Source organism: Adlercreutzia muris (genome assembly GCF_008831045.1).
GTDB lineage: Bacteria > Actinomycetota > Coriobacteriia > Coriobacteriales > Eggerthellaceae > Adlercreutzia > Adlercreutzia muris.
Genome location: NZ_WAJS01000002.1, coordinates 63,216 through 82,275 on the forward strand (window position 1 = coordinate 63,216; position 19,060 = coordinate 82,275).

Annotated in this window: 15 protein-coding genes and 1 tRNA gene; 1 reads left to right on the forward strand and 15 read right to left on the reverse strand. The window is 67.0% G+C overall.

What is annotated here, in order from left to right; translation table 11 throughout:
• Positions 1-257 precede the first annotated feature (257 nt).
• The 6 genes from F8D48_RS01105 to F8D48_RS01130 all read right to left on the reverse strand — a co-directional run bounded on the left by F8D48_RS01105 (position 258) and on the right by F8D48_RS01130 (position 6,139).
• Positions 258-334, reverse strand: a tRNA-Pro gene (locus tag F8D48_RS01105).
• A gap of 119 nt (positions 335-453) precedes the next feature.
• Positions 454-930 (reverse strand): PaaI family thioesterase, encoded by a 477-nt coding sequence (locus F8D48_RS01110; RefSeq protein ID WP_135970356.1) that lies wholly within the window; start codon positions 928-930, stop codon positions 454-456.
• Positions 905-2,047, reverse strand: a complete 1,143-nt coding sequence (locus F8D48_RS01115; RefSeq protein ID WP_151429611.1) for a lysylphosphatidylglycerol synthase transmembrane domain-containing protein — start codon at positions 2,045-2,047, stop codon at positions 905-907. Before F8D48_RS01115 ends, F8D48_RS01110 begins: the two co-directional genes overlap by 26 nt.
• A gap of 269 nt (positions 2,048-2,316) precedes the next feature.
• Complete coding sequence (locus tag F8D48_RS01120; protein WP_170272680.1) at positions 2,317-3,942, reverse strand: Spy0128 family protein; 1,626 nt, start codon at positions 3,940-3,942, stop codon at positions 2,317-2,319.
• 262 nt (positions 3,943-4,204) lie between these two features.
• Positions 4,205-5,359: an ATP-grasp domain-containing protein gene (locus F8D48_RS01125; RefSeq protein ID WP_151429613.1), complete on the reverse strand. Its 1,155-nt coding sequence runs from the start codon at positions 5,357-5,359 to the stop codon at positions 4,205-4,207.
• Positions 5,360-5,701: 342 nt separating this feature from the next.
• Positions 5,702-6,139 carry an FAD-binding protein gene (locus F8D48_RS01130; RefSeq protein WP_135970360.1) on the reverse strand — a complete coding sequence of 146 codons (438 nt, stop codon included), beginning with the start codon at positions 6,137-6,139 and terminating at the stop codon, positions 5,702-5,704.
• A gap of 24 nt (positions 6,140-6,163) precedes the next feature.
• On the opposite strand from F8D48_RS01130, the gene F8D48_RS01135 reads away from it, so the two are divergent.
• Positions 6,164-7,699 carry a response regulator transcription factor gene (locus F8D48_RS01135; RefSeq protein ID WP_240806163.1) on the forward strand — a complete coding sequence of 512 codons (1,536 nt, stop codon included), beginning with the start codon at positions 6,164-6,166 and terminating at the stop codon, positions 7,697-7,699.
• Between the two features lie 74 nt (positions 7,700-7,773).
• Here the strand turns inward: F8D48_RS01135 and F8D48_RS01140 are convergent, their stop codons facing one another.
• The 9 genes from F8D48_RS01140 to F8D48_RS01180 form a co-directional block, all read right to left on the reverse strand.
• The gene (locus tag F8D48_RS01140; protein WP_135970362.1) at positions 7,774-8,394 is read right to left on the reverse strand and encodes an ECF transporter S component; all 621 of its coding nucleotides are present in this window, start codon (positions 8,392-8,394) and stop codon (positions 7,774-7,776) included.
• Positions 8,391-10,319 carry an ABC transporter ATP-binding protein gene (locus F8D48_RS01145; protein ID WP_151429614.1) on the reverse strand — a complete coding sequence of 643 codons (1,929 nt, stop codon included), beginning with the start codon at positions 10,317-10,319 and terminating at the stop codon, positions 8,391-8,393. Before F8D48_RS01145 ends, F8D48_RS01140 begins: the two co-directional genes overlap by 4 nt.
• Positions 10,292-11,011 carry an energy-coupling factor transporter transmembrane component T family protein gene (locus F8D48_RS01150; protein WP_151429615.1) on the reverse strand — a complete coding sequence of 240 codons (720 nt, stop codon included), beginning with the start codon at positions 11,009-11,011 and terminating at the stop codon, positions 10,292-10,294. Before F8D48_RS01150 ends, F8D48_RS01145 begins: the two co-directional genes overlap by 28 nt.
• Positions 11,012-11,224: 213 nt before the next feature.
• A complete protein-coding gene (locus F8D48_RS01155; RefSeq protein ID WP_151429616.1) occupies positions 11,225-11,722 on the reverse strand; it encodes a DUF4430 domain-containing protein in 498 nt (165 codons plus the stop codon).
• A 513-nt stretch (positions 11,723-12,235) separates the two neighbouring features.
• Positions 12,236-13,228, reverse strand: a complete 993-nt coding sequence (locus F8D48_RS01160) for an XdhC family protein (RefSeq protein WP_151429617.1) — start codon at positions 13,226-13,228, stop codon at positions 12,236-12,238.
• Between the two features lie 226 nt (positions 13,229-13,454).
• Positions 13,455-14,072, reverse strand: coding sequence for a phosphoribosylglycinamide formyltransferase (gene purN / locus F8D48_RS01165; protein ID WP_151429618.1), 618 nt, complete (start codon positions 14,070-14,072; stop codon positions 13,455-13,457).
• A gap of 224 nt (positions 14,073-14,296) precedes the next feature.
• Positions 14,297-15,373, reverse strand: a complete 1,077-nt coding sequence (gene purM, locus F8D48_RS01170) for a phosphoribosylformylglycinamidine cyclo-ligase (protein ID WP_151429619.1) — start codon at positions 15,371-15,373, stop codon at positions 14,297-14,299.
• Positions 15,374-15,486: 113 nt separating this feature from the next.
• Complete coding sequence (locus F8D48_RS01175) at positions 15,487-16,395, reverse strand: class B sortase (RefSeq protein ID WP_151429620.1); 909 nt, start codon at positions 16,393-16,395, stop codon at positions 15,487-15,489.
• A gap of 388 nt (positions 16,396-16,783) precedes the next feature.
• Complete coding sequence (locus F8D48_RS01180; protein ID WP_151429621.1) at positions 16,784-18,484, reverse strand: polyphosphate--AMP phosphotransferase; 1,701 nt, start codon at positions 18,482-18,484, stop codon at positions 16,784-16,786.
• Between the last annotated feature and the right edge of the window lie 576 nt (positions 18,485-19,060).

Below are 19,060 nucleotides of genomic sequence, written 5' to 3' on the forward strand. Positions count from 1 at the left end.
GGATGCGCTCCCGCAAGCGGAGACGGAGCACTGAGGCGCGCCGGCCAGCCTCTCCTTTTCCCCATCCACGTCGAGCAGCTGGCCGCCTTCCCGACCGCCCGCGGCGTGGCCTGCATCTACAGCCCGCGCCGTTCCCTCCCCGGCCCTCGCGCACCCTGCGGGGGCCGGTGTTTTCGAGAAGTCCGGCTGCCGCCTACGACCCTCACGCCCAAAACCACGAAAAGAGCCGCCCCGAAGGACGGCTCCCTTGCTTTTCATGGTCGGGTTGACAGGATTTGAACCTGCGGCCTCTGCGTCCCGAACGCAGCGCTCTACCAAACTGAGCCACAACCCGTTTTCGCTCCCTTGCGGACAGCGAACGCTATGATACCACAGAAGTGCCGTCATGCAAGGAAAAAGTTGCGAGCGCCCGAGAACCCGATGGACGCTCGAGCGGCGGACACAATGCCGGCCCTAACGGCCGCGCTCGGCCTCCCGCTCGGCGAGGTAGGCCTTTGATACCACCTTCACCACGACATGGCCGTCGCTCATGACATCGCCCTCGTCGTCGTAGGCCGCCACATTCCAGATGAGCTTGTAGCCGGCTCGGCGCGACGGCACGCGCTCGGCCAGGGTGGCCACCCCGCGCACGGTGCCGCTCTTGCCGCTCTTCCGATGGCGCACGCACACTTCCACCCCGAAGGGCTGCTCGCTCTGCCCGTCGCAGACCATCTCGCCGCCGGCCGAGGCCACGGTTTCCAACAAGGCAATGGTAGCGCCCCCGTGCACGAAGCCGAAGGGCTGGGTGATGGCCGGCGTGATGGGCATGACCGCCTCCACCTGCTCGGTGGTAGCCGCCGTGATGACGATGCCCAGCGTATGGTTCAGCCCCGTGGTCTCCCGCTTGCGGGCCACCTCGGCGGCCCTACCGGTCAGCGACGTCGCCTCCATCGGCGGCCTCCTTTCCCGGAAGACTGCTCTCGGCCGCCGAGTCCGACACCGGAGCCGCGGCGGCCCGGGCCCGCACTTCCTCGAGGGGCACGGGCTTGCGGGTGCGGGCCTTCTCAGGCGGAGCGAAAGCCTTCATGCGCTGGATGACAAAGGCGCCCACGAGGAAGGGCAGCCAGAACACGATGCCGCGATACACCATGACCACGGCCAGCCCCGTGGCCGAATCGATGCCGAACAGGGCGAAGGCCACGGTGACCGCCGCCTCCACCACGCCGACGCCCTGGGGCACGAAGGAGATCATGGCGAAGAGCGTGGCCACCACATACCCGCAGATGAGCGCCTCGGGATGGTTGACGCCGAAAGCGAAGCCCACGAGCACGAAGCAGCTCATCTCGCAGATGCTCGACAGCGTGGTCCACAGAAACGACTGCACGGTCTTCTTCGGATTCTTCGTAATGAGGTGCGCCGCACTCGAGAAGTTGTGGATGGTGCGGGTAACGGCCTCGTCGACGGGGTCCTTCTTGAACTTCGCGAGCACCCAATCGGCCAGCTTCACGAAGGGCCTCAGCACCTTCAGCACCAGGTTCGGCTTCAGGCCGCCCACGGTGATGACGAACACGAGACCGCCCACGAGCACGATGGCCACTGCCCCCACGGCCAGCCAGCCCGGCTGAAGGCCCACGGTAAGAGACAGGGCGCCGAAGGTGACGAGCATGATGATGACGAAGCCGGTATCGATGGACAGCTGCATGAGCAGAGCCGCCGTCGTGCCCTTGCCGGCCTGCATGCCGTTCTTCGCGGCCGTAGCCATAACGAGCGAGGTGCCCGCCAAATTCATGGAGGGCGCCACGGTATTCATGAAGAAGGTACCGAACACGAGCGACAGCCCCGTACCATAGCTGATGTGGCCATTGACAGTGTTGAAGCAGGCTTGGAAGCCACGGCCCTGGGCCAGGTACTTGCACACCTGGGCCACCACGGCCGCGCCGATGAAGAACGGCGTGCCCTGTTTGATGGTCTCGACGAGCTTCACGAGCGAATCGCCGGAAAAGAACACGAAGGCGAGCACGATGACGACCACGACGCCGATCATGATCTTCTGCAAGTTGCCACGCACGGAGCACACCTCCCTTTCGGTTCTCTCGCGCCGCCCGCCGCGCCAGCGACGGGATCGGCCTCGCCCCGGCGCCGCGCAGTACCAAGAACCGCCCGGCCATTTTCGGGGCACCGACAGATTATAGCCCACCGAGGCCGCTTCGACGGCCCGCACCGCGGCAACGGAAGCCGACGGCCCCATCTCGCGCCACCGCTTCGGCGCCGAAAGCGGGGTTGGCGGCCGCGATGCCCGCGACGGGCAGCGGGGCTCTCTTCAAGGTCGGCACCTTCCTAGGAACGCGGCGGGCGACGGCGGCTCAAGAGGGCCAGGGCCGCGCCGCTCGCCACCACGACAACGCACGCGATCACCATGGGCACCCCCAGATCGTCGCCGGTCTGGGCGAAGGCCGCCGGGGCCGCGCCCCGAGCCGGCGCCCCGACACCGGACGAGGCCCTTCCGCGACTCGAAGACGCGGCCCCGCCCTCCGCGCTCTGACCAGCGCCTGGGCTGGCGTCAGCCGTCCCGGAGCTCTCTTCGCCCGTGCCGTCGGTCGCGGCACCGCCAGACTGGTCGGACGACCCGCCGACATTGCCAGTCGCACCGGAGGCCCCTGCGCCAGGATGGTCGCCGTGCGGCCCGTCCCCATCGGTGCCCGTGTCGCCATCGCCCCCGGGCGAAGGCTCCTCGGCTCCCGACTGGCCGGGCCGGTCGCCCGCGCTTCCCTCATCGGGATCAGCCGGGACATCAGTACCGGGCACATCGGAGGCCTTCAGATGGTTTTCCCACACCACGGGGCTCGGCTGCGCATCCAGATCCACATCCAGCCAGCGGTCGCTGTTCGCGGGCTTCTTCCGCACGTAGGTGACCGAGGCGTCCAGCGCGCCGTTGCTGCCCTCGGCCACTTCCACGGTGATGATGTAGGAGCTCTCGTCGAGCACCACGTCGGCCGGCGCCGAGCGAGTCGCGCCCGTCTGCTTCACGGCGTAGAAGAACCGCCCGGGCCCATCGAAGACCGCTCCGTCGATCAGGCGCACGCCCGCTCCCTCCGACCCGTTCGCCGCAGCGGCGCAGGGCACCGTGCCGCTGTCGATGATGGTGCCGTCCTCGGCCACTTCCCTCACGGAGAAGGTAAATTCACCGGCCGAGATGGCCTCGCCGTCCAGGAGGACGGCGCCATCGAAGCGATCGAGCACGGCCCCGTTGAAGACGTTGAGGAAGCCTTGCCCCGCCCCCGAAGTAGGTTTGGCCGGCCGGCCGTCGAACGCGGCGTCGCCCAGGGGCAGCACTGCCAGCACCGGACTGCCGCCCGCATCGGCGGTCTGGTACACGTACAGGTAGATGCGCTTCACGCTGTCGTCGTAGGTGACGCCCTGGTAGACATAGCGGCCGCGCTCATCGCGGGTCACGCCGTCCTTGAGAGAGCCGTCAGGATTGCGCGGCACCTGCTCGGCGACGGTATAGCAGAACACCCGGCCCGCGGAGCGCTCAGTGGCCGTCTTCCCGAGCAACGTGCTGTCGAAGGCAAGCGAGCCGAAGGTCACGGCGCCCTCGGCGTTATTCTGGGCCAGGGCCGAGGCGGGCATCGGCTGATCGCTCTCGGGATAGTACGTCAGATCGCCATGGGCCACGAGCTCGTACTTCTCGGCTTCCGAGAGGGTTGCGGAGCGCAGCTGTCGCGGCAGATTCGACCCCGCCGGTATGGAAGCCACGCCCGCTCCCGCCAGGCGGAAGGAGAATTCTCCGGCCGCCAAGGGCCGGCCTTCCAGGTACTTCATGCCGGAAATAGCGAACGAGACGGGCTCGGGTTGGCTCCCCGCGGCCGCAGCGGTCAAGGGCACCCCGAAGCGCCCCGGCAGCCCATCGGCTTCCTCGGCGAAGGCCACGGGGGCCGCCATCAGTCCGACAACGCTTACCATGAGAGCCGCCAAGATCCAAGCCGCTGTGCGCCGCCACCGGCCCGTCGGCCTCTCCCCGTTCCCCACCATGGCGATCACCCGCCCTTTCTCGCTCAGAACGCGTGGCAATCAGGGATCCACGCCCTCTTAGCATAGGGGCTGGCCCGCGCCCGCCGCCGAGGGAACGGGCTTTGTTCGCGGCCCGTCATCCCCCCGTAAGTGGCAGGTGACCCGCATCGCAACGAGCGCGCAATGCGGGTCACCACGCTATGATGGGCGCAACCTAGCCGACGAATTCCATGAGATCGCTGCGCAAAAGCCAATCGCGCTCAGCCGCCCCCGCCTCGTCGGCTCCCGTATCCAGGAAGAGGAAGCCGTAGAATCCCACGGTCTCGGGGTCGAAGCGGTGGTAGGACAGCACATGGGAGCAGCGGGCCAGCAGGGCGTCGTGGTCGAAGGGAGCCGCCAGGTCGGCCTCGGGCGCCGGGTTCAGCAGCGACATGGAGAACACGCGGCCGGGATGGGCCCCGTACAGAGCGGCCAGATCCACCTTCTCGTTTTCCAGGAACGCCTCATAGGTGCGCAGGCCCACGCCGAAGTAGGCCACATCGGTGCCGCCGAGACCAGCAAAGCGCAGGGGGTTGAACTCGATGGGGGCGATAACGTCGCCGTCCACCCGCACCTCCACGTGCACGGGAATGTTGCGGGCGCCCACGATGGCGTTTACGGCCCTAAGCCACGCCAAGAAGCGCGGCCCCATCTCGTTCACGATGGTCTCGTCGGTGAGGTACATGCGGTCGGAGGTGTCCTCAGGTCCGGCGAAATCGTGGCGCAGGACGTTCAGCAGATGCGGCGCGCCCTCCTCGTCGAAATAGCAGTCCAGGGCGTATTCCACGCCGCCAATGAAGCCCTCGATAATGTATACATCGCCGCCCACCACGCTTTCCGGGTAGCGCTCGTGCCAGCCGTCCTCGCGTCGGGCGATGTCGGCCACGGCACAGGCCCAATCGTCGGGCTCCTCGATCACATAGACCCCCATAGAGCAGAAACCCACCGAGGGCTTCAGCACCACGGGCAGGGGCAGATCGTCCACGTTCACGGCATCCAGCTCGTCGCGGGTCGCCGTGACATAGAACAGGCCCGGGTTCAGCGCGGCCAGCTTCTCACGCATGAGCGCCTTGTCCTTGAACAGCGCAATGGCCTCGGTGAGCCCCGGATTATCCACATGATCCATGATCCATGCCAGGGCGTTCTCGGAATTGGTGTACACCCGCTCCCCCGCCTCCAGGCGCCGGACGGCCTCGGCATCGTCCACCAGGTTCAGCGACCGCGCATCGGCCAGCGACCGCGAGAAATCGTTGGCGAGCACTGGATGCTGCGATTCCTCGATGTAGTCAAGCAGGGGTGCCGAGGCGTAGGGGGCATCGATGATGATCATGGAAACTCCTTTGAAGCGAGGTCGCCACGGCGACCTTCAAGCGAATGCGCAGATCCCATTATAGCCGCCAGCGGCACCTGGCGGGAAACCAGAGCCCGCAGAGAAGCCCCACCGATCTCATATGGCAAGGGCCATGCCTTGCCGCCGCGTCGGCCCCGTACCCCTGCGGAGCACCCGCCTTCGGCTCCGAAAACGGGAAACGCGCCCCCTGGGAGGATGGGGGCGCGTTTCTCGCAAAGGGAGGGAATAGCACTGTGCAACGTCGCACCGGAGGCGACGCGAGCCTGCGTCAGGAGCCGGCATTCCCGGCCGACCCCGCAAGATCGGCCGGAACGCTGCGACTTACAGGCTGGCGACGTACTTGCCGGTGACGTAGCCCTGGGTGTGGGCGCGGCCCAGCGAGAGGCCCGGCATGTACATGGAGTAGTCCACGCCGCCGTAGAAGTTGCCGGCAGTATTGCCGATGGCGAACAGACCCGGGATGGGCTCGCCGGTTTCCGCGGCCAGCACCTCCATGTTCGGGCCCACGTTCACGCCGGACACGACGGCGGATACGCGCACGTGGCGGTGGATGCCGTAGAAGGGCGGCGTGTCAATGGCCGTGAGCCACTTACCCTCCTTGCCGAAGTCCAGGTCCTTGCCGGCGGCGACGCACTCGTTGTAGCGCTCGACGCTCTTCACGAAGGCAGCGGTGTCGGTGATGCCGAGCTTGCCGGCGAGCTCCTCCAGGGTGTCGGCCTTGTAGGTGCCGATCTGGTCCTCGAAGACACCGACTTCCATGCATAAACGGGAGGAAGCATGACCATGGCCAATCGAGATCGTCGGGAATACGCCCCCGGGTGCCCCGACACCCCAAAAACAGCGATGCCCATCACCGGGGAAGACGGCGGAAAGGCCGCCGAGCCGTGGCACTTCGGCCTTTCCGCCCTGCTGAAATTCAAGCTCCCCCGCGTGCCCCTGTTCTTCCTTGGCATCGGCGTATACCGCGCCTGGATCGAAATCGCCTTCGTCGGTTCCTTCGTCAATTTCCCCTCCCTGCCCCTGCCCATGCGAGAGTGGTTCGACACCACGGCCGTCTTCGTCATGCTCCTCTGCGTCCTGCTCGCCCGCCGTATCGGCCCCTTTTATCGCCGTCGCAGCGTCTTCGTGCTGTGCGGCACCACCATGGTGGCTTCCACAGCCATGCTCTTCGCCACTATTCTGGCTCCGGCCGTTGCACCCTTGCTCGGCATGCCGGCCGCCGTGCTCGGGGGCATCGGGCTCGGCCTCATCATCCTTATTTGGAGCGAGGTCTACGGTTGCCTGAACCCGCTGCGCGTGACCCTGTACTACGCGGCCTCCATGATCGCCGGTGCCCTCATCGTCTACGTGTTCATGGGATTCCGCATGGAATGGCTCGCCGTGTTCGCGAGCATCCTGCCCCTTGCCTCCCTCATCTTTGCCCGTCGGGCCATGGGCGAGGTGCCCGCCGCCGAGCGCCCGGCCCCCGCGGACGTGAAGTTCAAGGCTCCCTGGAAGATATTCCTGCTCATGGCCTTGTACGCCTTCGCCTACGGCATCATCGAGACGCGCGCCTATTCCGGCAGCTTCGGACCCCACTCCTCGCCGGGCTGCCTCATCGTGGCCCTCATCATCTTCTTGGGAGTGGCCCTGCGCCGGGAGCGCTTCGACTTCAACTCCATCGTGCGCATCGCCCTGCCGCTCATGATCGTGGCCTTCTGGATGGTGCCGGCCTTGGGCATCGAGGCCTACGCTCTCAGCGGACCGGCTGCCGTGGGCGGCTACACGGCCGTATCGGTGCTCATCATGACCTTGTGCAGCAACATGTGCTACCGCTACGGCGTATCGGCCATCTGGCTCTTCGGCATCGAGCGGTCGGTGCGGCTCGCGTTCATGATCCTCGGCCGGGGCATCGCCTATGTGGGCCTGACGGCGCACCTCGGCGCCATCGATGGGGCCGCCCTGGTGTCGGGCTTCGCCGTGACCGCCGTGCTGCTAGCCACCTTGCTGCTGTTCCGCCAGAAGGAGATTACGGGCAACTGGGGCGCGAACCTGCTGACGGGCCGCAGCAAGAGCCCCGAGGGGCTGCACCGCGAGCGCATTGCGGCCCAGTGCGCCGCGGTGGCAAACCGCTATCGCCTGACGGGCCGTGAGACCGAGATTCTGAACCTGCTGGCCCAGCGCAAGACCGTGGGCATGATCGAGCGGGAGCTGTTCATCGCCAACGGCACCGCCAAGGCCCACGTGCGCCACATCTACCAGAAGCTGGACATCCACTCCCGCGAGGAGCTGTTCGCCCTCATCGATCCCGGCGAAGTGGATCCCCTCGAGGGCAAGTAGACTCGGCAGCTGATCGGGGCCGCCCTTCGGATCACGCGGCGGAGCGGCTGCTTGGGCTCGCTCCGCCGGTTGCCCTACTCTCCCAGGCCGTACTTCGCCCGCACCCGGGCGAGCTGACCGAGCAGCGGGTTGGCCGCCAACAGCAACGTGAGCGCCGTGGCAACCCCGTGGATGACGTTGACGGGAAGGCCCGCTCCGTAGATGGCCAGCACGCTGGCCGGAGTGAGGGACGCGAGCATGAGGAATACCGAGCTCGTGTCCAGAATGGGCCCGAGCACCAGAACCACGAAGAGGAAGCCGCCACCGGCAAGACCGAGGCGCGCCCAGCCCGAGAGCGGCACGGACAGGCGCGGCCCCACCAGACCGAAGACGAGCCCCGCGCTGCCGAAGGCCAGCATCTGGAAGGGAGTCCACGGGCCCTGGCCGAAGAGGAACCCCGAGGCGAGAGCCGCCAGAGCTCCGGCCAGAAACCCCTGGCGCGGCCCCAGGGCCATGCCCGTTATCATGACGACGGCCGCCATGGGCTTGAAGTGGGGCACCGCGGCGAAGGCAGCCCGCGAGGCCACGGCCAGGGCCACCATGACCGCCAACAGCACGATATCCCGCGCCGCGGGACGGCGGCGCTCGAACCCCACGAGGAAGGGCGCGAGGGCTGCCCCGATGATGAGGATGCTGATCAGGTAGTACGGCTTCACAGGCGCTCCCCTTCCGCCCCTTGCGCAGCCACCGACCCACAGGCGGCGATCACCTGCCCGTCGGTGACCGTATCGGCAAAGACGTCGCGGCTCATACGGCTCGCTGCCGTGGTGTAGAAGCGGTTGGCCCCGAAGAAGCGCTGTGGCTCGTCATCGGCGGACACAATTCCCTGGAAGAGCAGCACGCAGCGGTCAGCCCACGTGGCGCAGAACTCCATATCGTGGGAGGCCATGACCACGGCCACCCCGCGCTCGGTCAGGGCGCAGAGCAGCTGGCCGAAGCGCTTTTTGAAGAGGACGTCGGTGCCCTTCGTCGGCTCATCGAGGAGGAGCACGGTGGGGCTGCCCAACAGCACCTTGGCCAGGGCCGCCCGCTGCTGCTCACCGCCGGATAGGTCGAGAGGATGGCGCTCCAGCAGGCCGCCGAGGTCGCACAGCTCCACGACTTCGGCCTGATTGCCGCCGGCCACTTTCGCCATTTCCGCCATTTCCGCCATTTCCGCCAGCTCCGCGGCCACCGTGGACCGGGAGAACAGCAGCTGCGGGTCCTGGGGCAGCAGGGCCACACCCGGAAAGGGCCCGCGCCGGCCAGGGCATCCCGGGACCCGCACAGAGCCGCGCAGCGGACGGGCGAGACCGGCCGCCACCTTGAGCAGCGTTGTCTTCCCCGCCCCATTGCCGCCGAGTAGGGCGCAGAGGCTGCCCCGAGGCACCTCGAGGGACAGCCCCCGCAGCACGTCGGCTCCGGCGCGGTCGTAGCGGAACCATACGTCGCGCAGGGCCAGAGCTGCATCGCGACCGTGGATGCCGACGCTTCGGGAGGCCCCGGTCTTGCGGCCGAAACCATCGGCCGAACAGCGCTCGGGCTCGGCAGCCGAAGGAGACGTGAAGCCGGACTCCTCGCTGCAGCCCATCGGCTCCGCGGGCACAGGAGTCGCAGGCGCGGCCCCGTGACCGCGCTCGGCACACCAGCGGCGCAGCCAGCAGCGGCCCTCGCGCACCGTAAGGGGCGCGGGCACGGCATCTTCCGCAGGAGTTCCGTCGCCAATTGTCGGGAGGGAGGCGCGAGGGCCGGGCGCAGTGGCAGCAACGCGACCGCCGGGCCCAACAGCGGCGCTGGTCGCCCCAGCCTCTTCTCGGGCGCCAGGTATTTCCCGTCCCATCACCCCGTGATAAATGCGCACGGGAGCCGGAAGGGCCGTGACCAGGGGACTGCCTGTGGCAAAGAGGCGCGCAGCCACGGCCCGGGGCTCCCCGCAAGCCGCCACCGTGCCCTCTTCGAGCACCAGCACCCGATGAGCGCTGGCAAAGGCCTCTTCTATCCGCTGCTCGCCCATGATAACCGTGACGCCCAGCTCCTCGTTGAGCCGTCGCACCAGGGCCATGAACTCGGTAGCGGCCAAAGGATCGAGCTGGGCCGTGGGCTCGTCGAGCACGAGCACGGCGGGGTCGGCGGCCATAACGGCCGCCAGGTTCAGGCGCTGGCATTGACCGCCCGACAGATCGGCGGTCGCGCGGTCGAACCACCCATCGAGGCCGAAGAAGCTCGCCGCCTCGGCGATACGCGCCCGGGCAAGGGCCGGATCGCACCCAAGGCTTTCCAGGCCGAAGGCCATCTCGCCGGCCACCCGGTCGGCAACAATCTGGTCGCGCGGATTCTGCATGACGAACCCGATGCGCCGGGCCTGCTCGCGCCGGGACACTTCCTCTAGGGGACGGCCCTGGAAGAGCACGCGGCCCGTGCGGGCGCCATGGGGCGCAAGGGCGCTCTTCAGGTGCCGCAGCAGGGTGGTTTTCCCGCTGCCGCTGGGTCCGACCACAAGCAGGTATTCCCCAGGCTCTACCGTCAGGGACACCCCTCTCAGGGCCGGCACGGCGGCGCCGGGATAGGCAAACGTCAGCGCCTCGCACGCGAGAAGTGCCATCGCAACCGCTCCCTTCCCATGACGAGGGCGGGCAGAAGCAGCAAAAGCCCGTAGGCCGCCAGGGACGCCCCGAACATCGGCTCGGCCGCCGGCATCGCGACCCGGGGGAAGAACGTCGCCTCCGTGGCACCGAGGGCGGCGCCGGCAACTACGACGGCGGCAAGCGCCCCCATAAGGCCGAGGGCTGCGCCATCCCGCCAGCGGAACGACCAGCACGGCACCGTGGTGCGGCGTCCCGTACCGAAGCCGCGGCTCTCCATGGCACCGGCCGTGGCCATCCCGTGTTCGAGGGACCAGGCCGACACCGATGCGAGCACTACCGTCGCCTCCCGCACCCGAGCAATCGCGGGCACCTTCGTACCCGACCCGCGACCGAGTCCGATGCCGGCCCGCGCTTCGGCCACGGCGGAAGCGCGCCGGCCGAAGCTGGGCACGAGGCGCAGTACCAAGGTGAGCGTCAGCGAGACAGCCGGCGCGAAACGGCCGAACAGGTACAGGAGCTTGACCGTATCCATGACACGGTTGAAGCTGGCAAACCACCAGAGCACCGCCGCCAACAGCGCCGCCACCATCGCGCCGCAGGCAAGGGCCTCGGCAGTATAGGGGCGGCCGCCGGCATAGGTGAACAGAACCGTCTGGCCCAGGGGCACGAACAGCGGGTTCGCCAGGGCGACTACAGCGGCGAGAGGCACCGCGGCCCCGATCAACCGCCCTGCCGAGCGCCCTTGGAGGAGCAACAACGTAAGGGCCGCGGCCCCCGCGCCCACCAGGGCAAAGGGCGGGCTGAGCAAGAATACGCCCAGCCCGATGGCACACAGGAAGAATCCCAGTTCGACGATGGGATGAACGGGGATGAGAAATGCTGTCGGAGGTGTTCCCATCAGCGAGACGAGGAGGTCGGCGCCCTAGGCGACGAAGAAGCTCCACTCGACGCTGTCGCCCGCAGCCAGGGTACAGCTATCGCAACCCTCCATGACCTGCTCGTTGTTCACCGTGAACACCCAGCCGCTCGCTTCGCCCTGCGACCCATTGGCCACGCCGTTGATGGCGGTGACGTACTTCCCGTAGTCGCTATCCTCGGCCTGCACGTCCCAGCCCGTGGCCTCAAGGGCATCGAAGACGGTGGCGCCTTCGGGCAACGACACCTCTACGGTCTCGGAGGGGGCATCGGCCCCCTCGGGCATGGCGACGGACACAGCAATCGACGCGCCTTGCTCGGCGTTATCGGAAGACGATTCGGCACCCTGCTCGGCGGCCGGAGTTGCCGGGGCGTCGACGGCGCCATCGCCAGCCGCCGGCTCGGTGCCGGCGCACCCAGCCAGGGCCAGAGCGGCGGCGCAGGCCAGGGCCAACAGGGCCGCGGACAGCTTCTTCCAGGAGGACGCAACGATAGACTGGTACATGAGGCAAACCTTTCTCTCCAGGGCTCGTGCCTCTCGGCTTGGTATTCCGACTTCGTCCCGCCCGCGAGCGACCGCCCGTTGAAGCCCGCGCTTCACGGCGCCGGTCGCCACCGGTTCGGGAGCCATACGGTTACTGGCATAGCGCGGGATTCTCACCCGCATTCCCCAAGGATCAGGCGCTCCCGGCGGCATCCGTACCACCCGACCGCGCCCGCGCTGCCCGCAACGCAGACAGCCCGATGAGCCATTGACCCCAGCATTATGGCACAAAAGGGCCGCCCCCGAAGGAACGGCTCAACATCTATCCATCAGAGGCAATGCAGTTCGCACGACACGGGGTACTCTCACCGAGCGAGCTCCGCAGCGGACGAAACTGCCCGCGGACCATCTCTCAGAGCTCGGCCCGTCTGCGCGAGCGAGAATATCCCAGGTCTCGCGAGCGAAGAGGCGCGCCCGCCCCTGCCAGCGCGCCCCGCGAACCGTCCGGCACGCCCCGCGGAGGAAGCCGCCCGGCTACTCCCGCCCCAGGCTTACCTCGTGTTTTGCTCGGGCTTCGGCGCTATAGCGGTCGCGGTAGCGCACGTCTACGAGCTCGGCCACGATGGCGATAGCCAGCTCGGCCGGGGTCTTCGCGCCGAACTTCAGCCCGATAGGCCTTTTCACGTGCTCCCAATCCGCCTCGGCGATGCCGGCGGCAACCACCAGGTCGTGCACCGTGGCATTCTTCCCGGCGCAGCCCATCATGCCCACGTAGTGCACGCCGTTCTGCAGCGCCCAGATGCAGCCCTCGGGGTCGAACATGTGGCCACGGGTGAGCACGCACACATAGTCGTCGGGCCGAGCCGGCATATTCGCCAGCTCGTCGAAGGTACCGCCGTGCAGCAGGATGCGCTCGGCTGCGGGGAACCGCTCGGTGTTCAGAAATGCCTCGTCGTAGTCGACGGCAATCACGTGGAAGCCCACATGATCGGCCAGGGCCGCCACTTCCACAGCCGCATCCGACGCGCCCAGAAGCCACACGCGCACCTTCCCGAACAAAGGCTCGCTCGCCCAGGTGAGGCCGTCGAACTGATCGTTGTGCATGGAGGGGCCGCGCGTGACATCCTTGGCTTGGAACATATCACGGGGCGACAGAGGCCGCGACGCCACGATCTCCTTAGCGTCGCTGCAGAAGAACACGAGCGACTCCCCATCGGCGGAGCCCACTTCGCCGTACTTCTTCGTTACCTCGTTGTCCACATTGCCCACGGCCGCGGCTGCATCGTAGACCACCTTGAAGCCGAGCCAGGCCAAGTCCCCCTCGTCCAGGGCCCGTAGGGCCCGCTCGAAGGTGAGAATATCCGCCTCGGTCAGGGCAGCCGTGATGGCAGCCAGGGCCGCAGGGCCGATATGGGGGTCGCCCGCCGTGGCTGCCTCGGAGAACGCGGGCACGTCCTCGGGAGTGAGCGAGGGCGTGCGCCCGGCCCGCAGATCGGCGACAACCGCTTCAAGAGTTTCGCGCTTCATCAAGATCTCCCTTCGGTGAGAGTACATCGGGATTTTTTGGCCAAAATAGCGCCGAGTGCGCTCTTTGGCCTCCTTTCACCTTCGCTGCAACGCCATTTTAGGCTCGCAGAAGGCGTCACAAGCCCATTTTTGCCCGATTACGCAGCCATTGGGCCCTTGGGGCAGCGCACTCGAAGCCATTTTGTCCACTTTTTCGAAAAGTGCTCCTGCAAAAGGCGCCAGCCACCTACTCGCTAATATGAACGATGCGCTGCTCGTCCATGATCATGCGCCCCTCGGCGATGGCCCGCAGCACGGCCGGGTAGATCTCGTGCTCCGTCTCGTGGATGCGCACCTCCAGAGCGTCAATATCATCCCCGGGCAGCACGGGCACGGCCCGCTGGGCCACGATGGGGCCTTTATCGTACTCCTCGTTGGCCAAATGCACAGTCACACCCGTCACCTTCACGCCGGCATCCCACGCATCCCGGATGGCGTGGCCTCCCTTGAAAGAGGGCAGCAGGGCCGGATGCAGGTTCAGCACCCGATCGGGGAAGGCGTCCAGCACCACGGGGGTGAGCTTGCGCATGTAGCCGGCCATGACCAGGTACTCGGCGCCAGCCTCGGTCATGATGGCGGCAATGCGCCCGTCGGCGGCCTCGCGATCCTCGTACACGGTGCGATCGAACACCGTCACGGGGATGGCCGCGGCCCGGGCCCGCTCGATGCCGTAGGCATCGGGGCGCGACGACAGCACATGCACGATCTCCACAGGCAGCCCGTCCTGGGCAATGGCGTCGATGATGGCCTGCAAGTTGGTGCCGCTGCCACTGAGCAGCACGCCGATTTTCAGCTTGTCGGTCATTCCAATCCCTTCCCTTGGCTTGAAAAGCACGGTTTGGCTCCCCGCGCACCTTCCTGTTCCAGCTTTTGGCTTGAAATCGACGACCTGGGGCCGCTCTACGTGCTTTATCGCCCAGATGTATTACATGAACGGGGGAAAATTCAACGCTGGTAATACACAAAAACGCCTTCCACGCTCTTTTCGGGCCCCAGATCGTTCTTTTCAAGCCATACATGGACCGGACGCTATGCGAACAGGCACCCCTCGCCCGTATACTGCACTTTACCGGCGCCCTCTGCGATGCGCCCGACGCGGTAGGTCTGCTCGCCGGCGGCCGCCAGGGCCGCCTCCACGGCCTCGGCGCGAGCGGGATCTACGATGAGGATCATGCCCAGGCCCATGTTGAAGGTCTTCAGGGCCTCGGCCTCGGACAGGTTCGCCGCCTCGCAGGCGAAGCGCACCACGGGCGGAAGGGGCCACGTGCCCAGGTCAACCTCGGCGTCCACCGTGGCGGGCAGGGCACGGTTCAGGTTCTCGGTAATGCCGCCGCCGGTGATGTGGGCGAGCGCACGGATGCCACCGGGCACCGCGTCCATAGCGGCGCGCACCGGCTTCACGTAGATGCGCGTGGGGGTGAGCAGAGCCTCCAGAATACTCTGACCGGCCAAGTCCTCGCGGGCCTCGCGCAGCGCCTCTTCGCTGCGGCCCTCCACGCACACCTTGCGGGCCAGAGAATAGCCGTTGGAATGCAGGCCCGAGGAGGCCAGGCCGATGAGCACGTCGCCCTCGCGCACGCTCTCGGGATCGAGCATGCGCGGGCGATCCACCACGCCCACGCAGAAGCCGGACAGGTCGTAATCGTCGGGATCCATCACGCCGGGGTGCTCGGCCATCTCGCCGCCGATGAGCGCGCAGCCGGCCTGACGGCAGCCCTCGCCAATACCGCCGACGATCTTGGCCATGGCCTCGGAGTCCAGCTTGCCCACGGCAACGTAGTCGAGGAAGAACAGCGGTTCGGCGCCTGTGGCCAGGATGTCGTTCACGCACATGGCCACCAGATCGATGCCCACCGTGTCGTGCACGCCCAAGCGCTGGGCCACCTTCAGCTTCGTGCCCACGCCGTCGGTGCCGGACACCAGCAGCGGATCGTCCATGGCCTTGGCCGCGGCGATGGAGAACAGGCCGCCGAACCCGCCGATGTCGCCCACCACTTCGGGACGGTAGGTGGAATGCACCGTGTCCTTGATGGCATCCACGGCCCGGGCACCCTCGACGATATCGACGCCGGCCTCGGCATAGGTCACGCTGTTCTGGTTTTCCATGGGGTTCCTTTCCAAGAATGATCCGCTGGCTCATAGTATAAGGGACGGAACGGCCCCCCGACCCCGCAACGGCGCAGACGCTCCCCGCTCGGCCCGGGTCTCAGGCGGCGCTCCTACTCGGTTCGGTCTGACACGTCTCCGGCAATATCGGCAGCCGCCTCGTCCTCCACCGCCAGATCGCTATGATAGTCGCCCGTGCCCACATGGGCGATGGGCACGAACTCGGCCGGGGCGGCGAAGGTTATGTAGCGCCAGGTGTTGTCGGCGCCGTCGCAGGTACAGAAGCCGAAGAGCTTCGTGGCATCGGTGACCAAGGCCGCCACATCGTTGTCGGGAGCGACGATGGATTCGTCGAGCAGCCACTGCTTGAAGTCGGAGAATTCCTGGTCGGTAGTGTAATTCGGCGTGGCGATGGAGGAATGGGTCATGGGCACGTGCTCCACGGCGAAGGTTTGCAGACGGTAATTCCCCTCGGGCGTGAGCAGGTAGATGGTGCGGTGCTCGTTGAAGATATCAGAATCGCGCAGCTCGGCGAATAGGGCGAACATGGACCCATTGCGCATGTGGTGGCCGTAGAGGATGTTCACCTCGTCGGAGAAGTCGCCGGCGTTCTCGCCCGACAGCATGATGGAGCCGAACTCGGCCCCGAAGGAGCCCTCGCCCAAGCTGAAGTTGTGGTGGAGGTAGTACTCCGAATCGCCGTCCTTGTGGGCGACGGGATAGTTCACCATAGTGCCGGGCATGTACACCCAGGCCACCACATCGGGGTTGATCTCCCGCAGGGCATCCCAATCTACCACGAGATCGGCCAGGTTGATGCCCTCCGGAGCCGCTTCGGCCTCGGTCACCGCCGGGCCCGCGCTCTGGGCGATCTCATCGTACTCGTTTTGGCTCGACCAGTAGGTCCAAGCCAGATAGCCCAGGGTGCCCACCGAGGCAATGAACACGATGAGGGCCACCCAGAACACGATGCGCCAGAGGCAGCCGCCCTTCTTCTTTTTACGGTCTCTCTCGCTCGCCATGGTTGACGGCCCCTTTCCACGTCGATTGCGCGCCTCGGCCCGCGACCACAGGCGCCCGGGCCGCTCTTCGTCGGCCGGCCCAAAACAAAAAAGGCCCCCGAAGGGGCCTGCATGGAATGCTACTTCTTCATCTCGTCCATGAAGCCCTTGGCGATGAACACCACGATGATCAGGACGATGACCGCGACGCTGACCCAGATGACCTCGGGGGGAATGAAATCAAGCATGGGAAACTCCTTCTATGGAACAGGCCCGCTCCTCACGTGCCCGTTGACTTCCTGATGTTGGGTTCATAGTACCCCGAACCCTCCCGTTTCGCAAGGAAAACCCCTCGCCCCGCCGACCGCGCACGGTAGACGGGGCGAGAGAACCGGCCCGCCCAGCCCTTCTAGCCGAAGTGCTCGACGCCGAGGCGATCCTCCAGGGCGTCCACGATGATGCGCAGGGCCTTGATGCGGGCGTAGCGCTTGTCGTCTGATTCCAGCACGATCCAGGGGGCGAAGGTGGTGGAAGTGAGGCGGAACATGTCGTTGATGGCGGCCTTGTACTGGGGGTACTTCTCGCGGTTGCGCCAGTCGTCCTCGGTGATCTTCCACTGCTTGGCCGGATCCGTCTCGCGATCCTGGAAGCGGCGCAGCTGCTCCTCGGGGCTCACGTCCACCCAGAATTTCAGCAAGATGGCGCCCCAATCCACCAGGTCGTGCTCGAACTCGTTGATCTCGTCGTAGGCGCGGCTCCATTCCTCGGGCGTGGCGAAGCCCTCCACCCGCTCCACGAGCACGCGCCCGTACCAGCTGCGGTCGTACATGCCCACATGGCCCGCCTTCGGCAGGCGTGTCCAGTAGCGCCACAGGAAGGGATGGTTCAGCTCGGGCTTGGTGGGGGCCGGCGACGGGAAGATGTTGTAGGCGCGGGCATCGAGGGCCTGGGCCACGCGCTTGATGTTGCCGCCCTTGCCCGCGGCATCCCAGCCCTCGTACATGAGGATGAGGGGCACGCGCTTCTGGAACATGATGTTCTCCAGGCGGAACAGACGCGCCTGCAAGGCCCGCAGGGTCTTCTTGTAGGATTCCGGGTCGATGGCCAGGCTGTGATCGATGAGGTCGACCTGAGGGTAGTCCTCCACGATGGCGAAGCGCGACTGACGGGGCGCCAGCTCGCGGGCAGCCTCGGCCTGGGCACGGGCCCGAGCCAGCCGCATGCCGGAGAGCATGCCACGCCCCGGGGCGCCCACGCCGTCGGTCATGCCGAGGGCCTCGAGGTTGAACTGGGCCTCCATCTCCGCCTGATGGGCCGAGAAGGCACCGCGCAGGGCATCGTTGGCCTCCTTCTGGCGCAGCCCCTGTTCCAGGGCTTCCACCAGGGTGCGGGCGATGGTGAGGTTCGTGCGGCGCTTGTCCTCCCCGTTGAGCAGCACCCAGGGGGCGAAGGGGTAGTCGCTGCGCTCCAGCAGGCGGTCGTACAACTCATAGGCGGCCTCGTAGCCGTGATGGCTGTGCAGCTTCTTGTCGGTGACGCGCCAGCGGGTAGCCGGGTCGTCGTGAAGGCTGCGCAAGCGTTTCACCTGGGCTTCCTTGGTCATATGCACGAAGAACTTCACGACGATGTAGCCGTCGGCGGTCAGCTGGCGCTCGAAGTCGTAGATGGAATCGAGGTAGTGACGCTCCTCTTCCTTGGGCAGCAGCAGCTTGGCCGGAGCGTTGTACAGCATGTGCTGGATGACCGCCGAGTACCACCCGCGGTCGTAGAAGGTGATGGAGTTGCGCTCGCCGAGGGCCTTCCAGAAGTCCTGCATGATGGGATAGTAGCCCGTCACGCCCCATTCGCGACCGGCGAACTCGCGGGCATCAGGATCGAGATCGAGTCCGACATAGACGCCCGTGGAGCGCGCATCGAGGTTGTACATGAGGTCGGAGATGCGGCTGCCCTTGCCGGCGCCGTTCCACCCCTCGAACAGCACGACGAGGCCCACGCCGGCGTTGTGGGCCTGCTGCTGCAGCACGACGAGCCGTTCGATGAGGGCGTCCCACTCCTGCTTGTAGGCGGCCTTGGGCAGCTTCTTCTGGTTGAAGTCGATGGTCTCCAGCATGCCCGGAGCTCCTTCCTCAGTGGTCTCTATCCGAACAGCAGCTTCAGCAGACGCCCGAAGATCCCCAGCTTCTTCGGGGTCGCCGGCACGATCTCGGCCCCCACCAGTTCCGTCGGCAGCGGCTCGCGCCCCGTCGCCGCGGAGGGGCTCGTCGGATCGACGACCTCCGCGGCCGGCACAAAAGGGTCGGACTCCGCTTTTGCCGGGGAAGCGGCGACACGGGGCTGGGCGGCCTGCGATGCGGAAGCCGCCTGCGGCGCGTCGGGGGCCGGGGCAGGTTGCGGGGCTGGCACCGGCTGCGACGGCGCCGAGGTCGCGGCGGCCGGAGCAGATTGCGGCTCCGGAGCGCTCGCAGCCGCAGGAGTGGTCGCATGGCCGGCGGCCGGGGCCGCAGGAGCGATCGCATGGCCGGCGGCCGGGGAAGACGGCGATGCGGGCTGGGGCGTGCCGGCCAGGGACGGGTCGGCAGCCAGCACGGAGCGCAGGATGGCTTCGAACTCGGGGGTGATGGGCGCCCCGGCCGCGGCCACGGCCGCCACCGCCGCCGAATCCGGCAGCGGATCCAGGGACGAAGCG

Excerpts from the sequence above, each read along its gene's own strand:
- F8D48_RS01175 (WP_151429620.1), bottom strand. The coding sequence starts at position 16,395 with ATGGCGAGCGAGAGAGACCGTAAAAAGAAGAAGGGCGGCTGCCTCTGG.
- F8D48_RS01125 (WP_151429613.1), bottom strand. The coding sequence starts at position 5,359 with ATGATCATCATCGATGCCCCCTACGCCTCGGCACCCCTGCTTGACTAC.
- purM (WP_151429619.1), bottom strand. The coding sequence starts at position 15,373 with ATGGAAAACCAGAACAGCGTGACCTATGCCGAGGCCGGCGTCGATATC.
- F8D48_RS01130 (WP_135970360.1), bottom strand. The coding sequence starts at position 6,139 with ATGGAAGTCGGTGTCTTCGAGGACCAGATCGGCACCTACAAGGCCGAC.
- F8D48_RS01120 (WP_170272680.1), bottom strand. The coding sequence starts at position 3,942 with ATGGTAAGCGTTGTCGGACTGATGGCGGCCCCCGTGGCCTTCGCCGAG.
- F8D48_RS01160 (WP_151429617.1), bottom strand. The coding sequence starts at position 13,228 with ATGAAGCGCGAAACTCTTGAAGCGGTTGTCGCCGATCTGCGGGCCGGG.
- F8D48_RS01145 (WP_151429614.1), bottom strand. The coding sequence starts at position 10,319 with ATGGCACTTCTCGCGTGCGAGGCGCTGACGTTTGCCTATCCCGGCGCC.
- purN (WP_151429618.1), bottom strand. The coding sequence starts at position 14,072 with ATGACCGACAAGCTGAAAATCGGCGTGCTGCTCAGTGGCAGCGGCACC.
- F8D48_RS01180 (WP_151429621.1), bottom strand. The coding sequence starts at position 18,484 with ATGCTGGAGACCATCGACTTCAACCAGAAGAAGCTGCCCAAGGCCGCC.
- F8D48_RS01110 (WP_135970356.1), bottom strand. The coding sequence starts at position 930 with ATGGAGGCGACGTCGCTGACCGGTAGGGCCGCCGAGGTGGCCCGCAAG.
- F8D48_RS01155 (WP_151429616.1), bottom strand. The coding sequence starts at position 11,722 with ATGTACCAGTCTATCGTTGCGTCCTCCTGGAAGAAGCTGTCCGCGGCC.
- F8D48_RS01135 (WP_240806163.1), top strand. The coding sequence starts at position 6,164 with ATGGCCAATCGAGATCGTCGGGAATACGCCCCCGGGTGCCCCGACACC.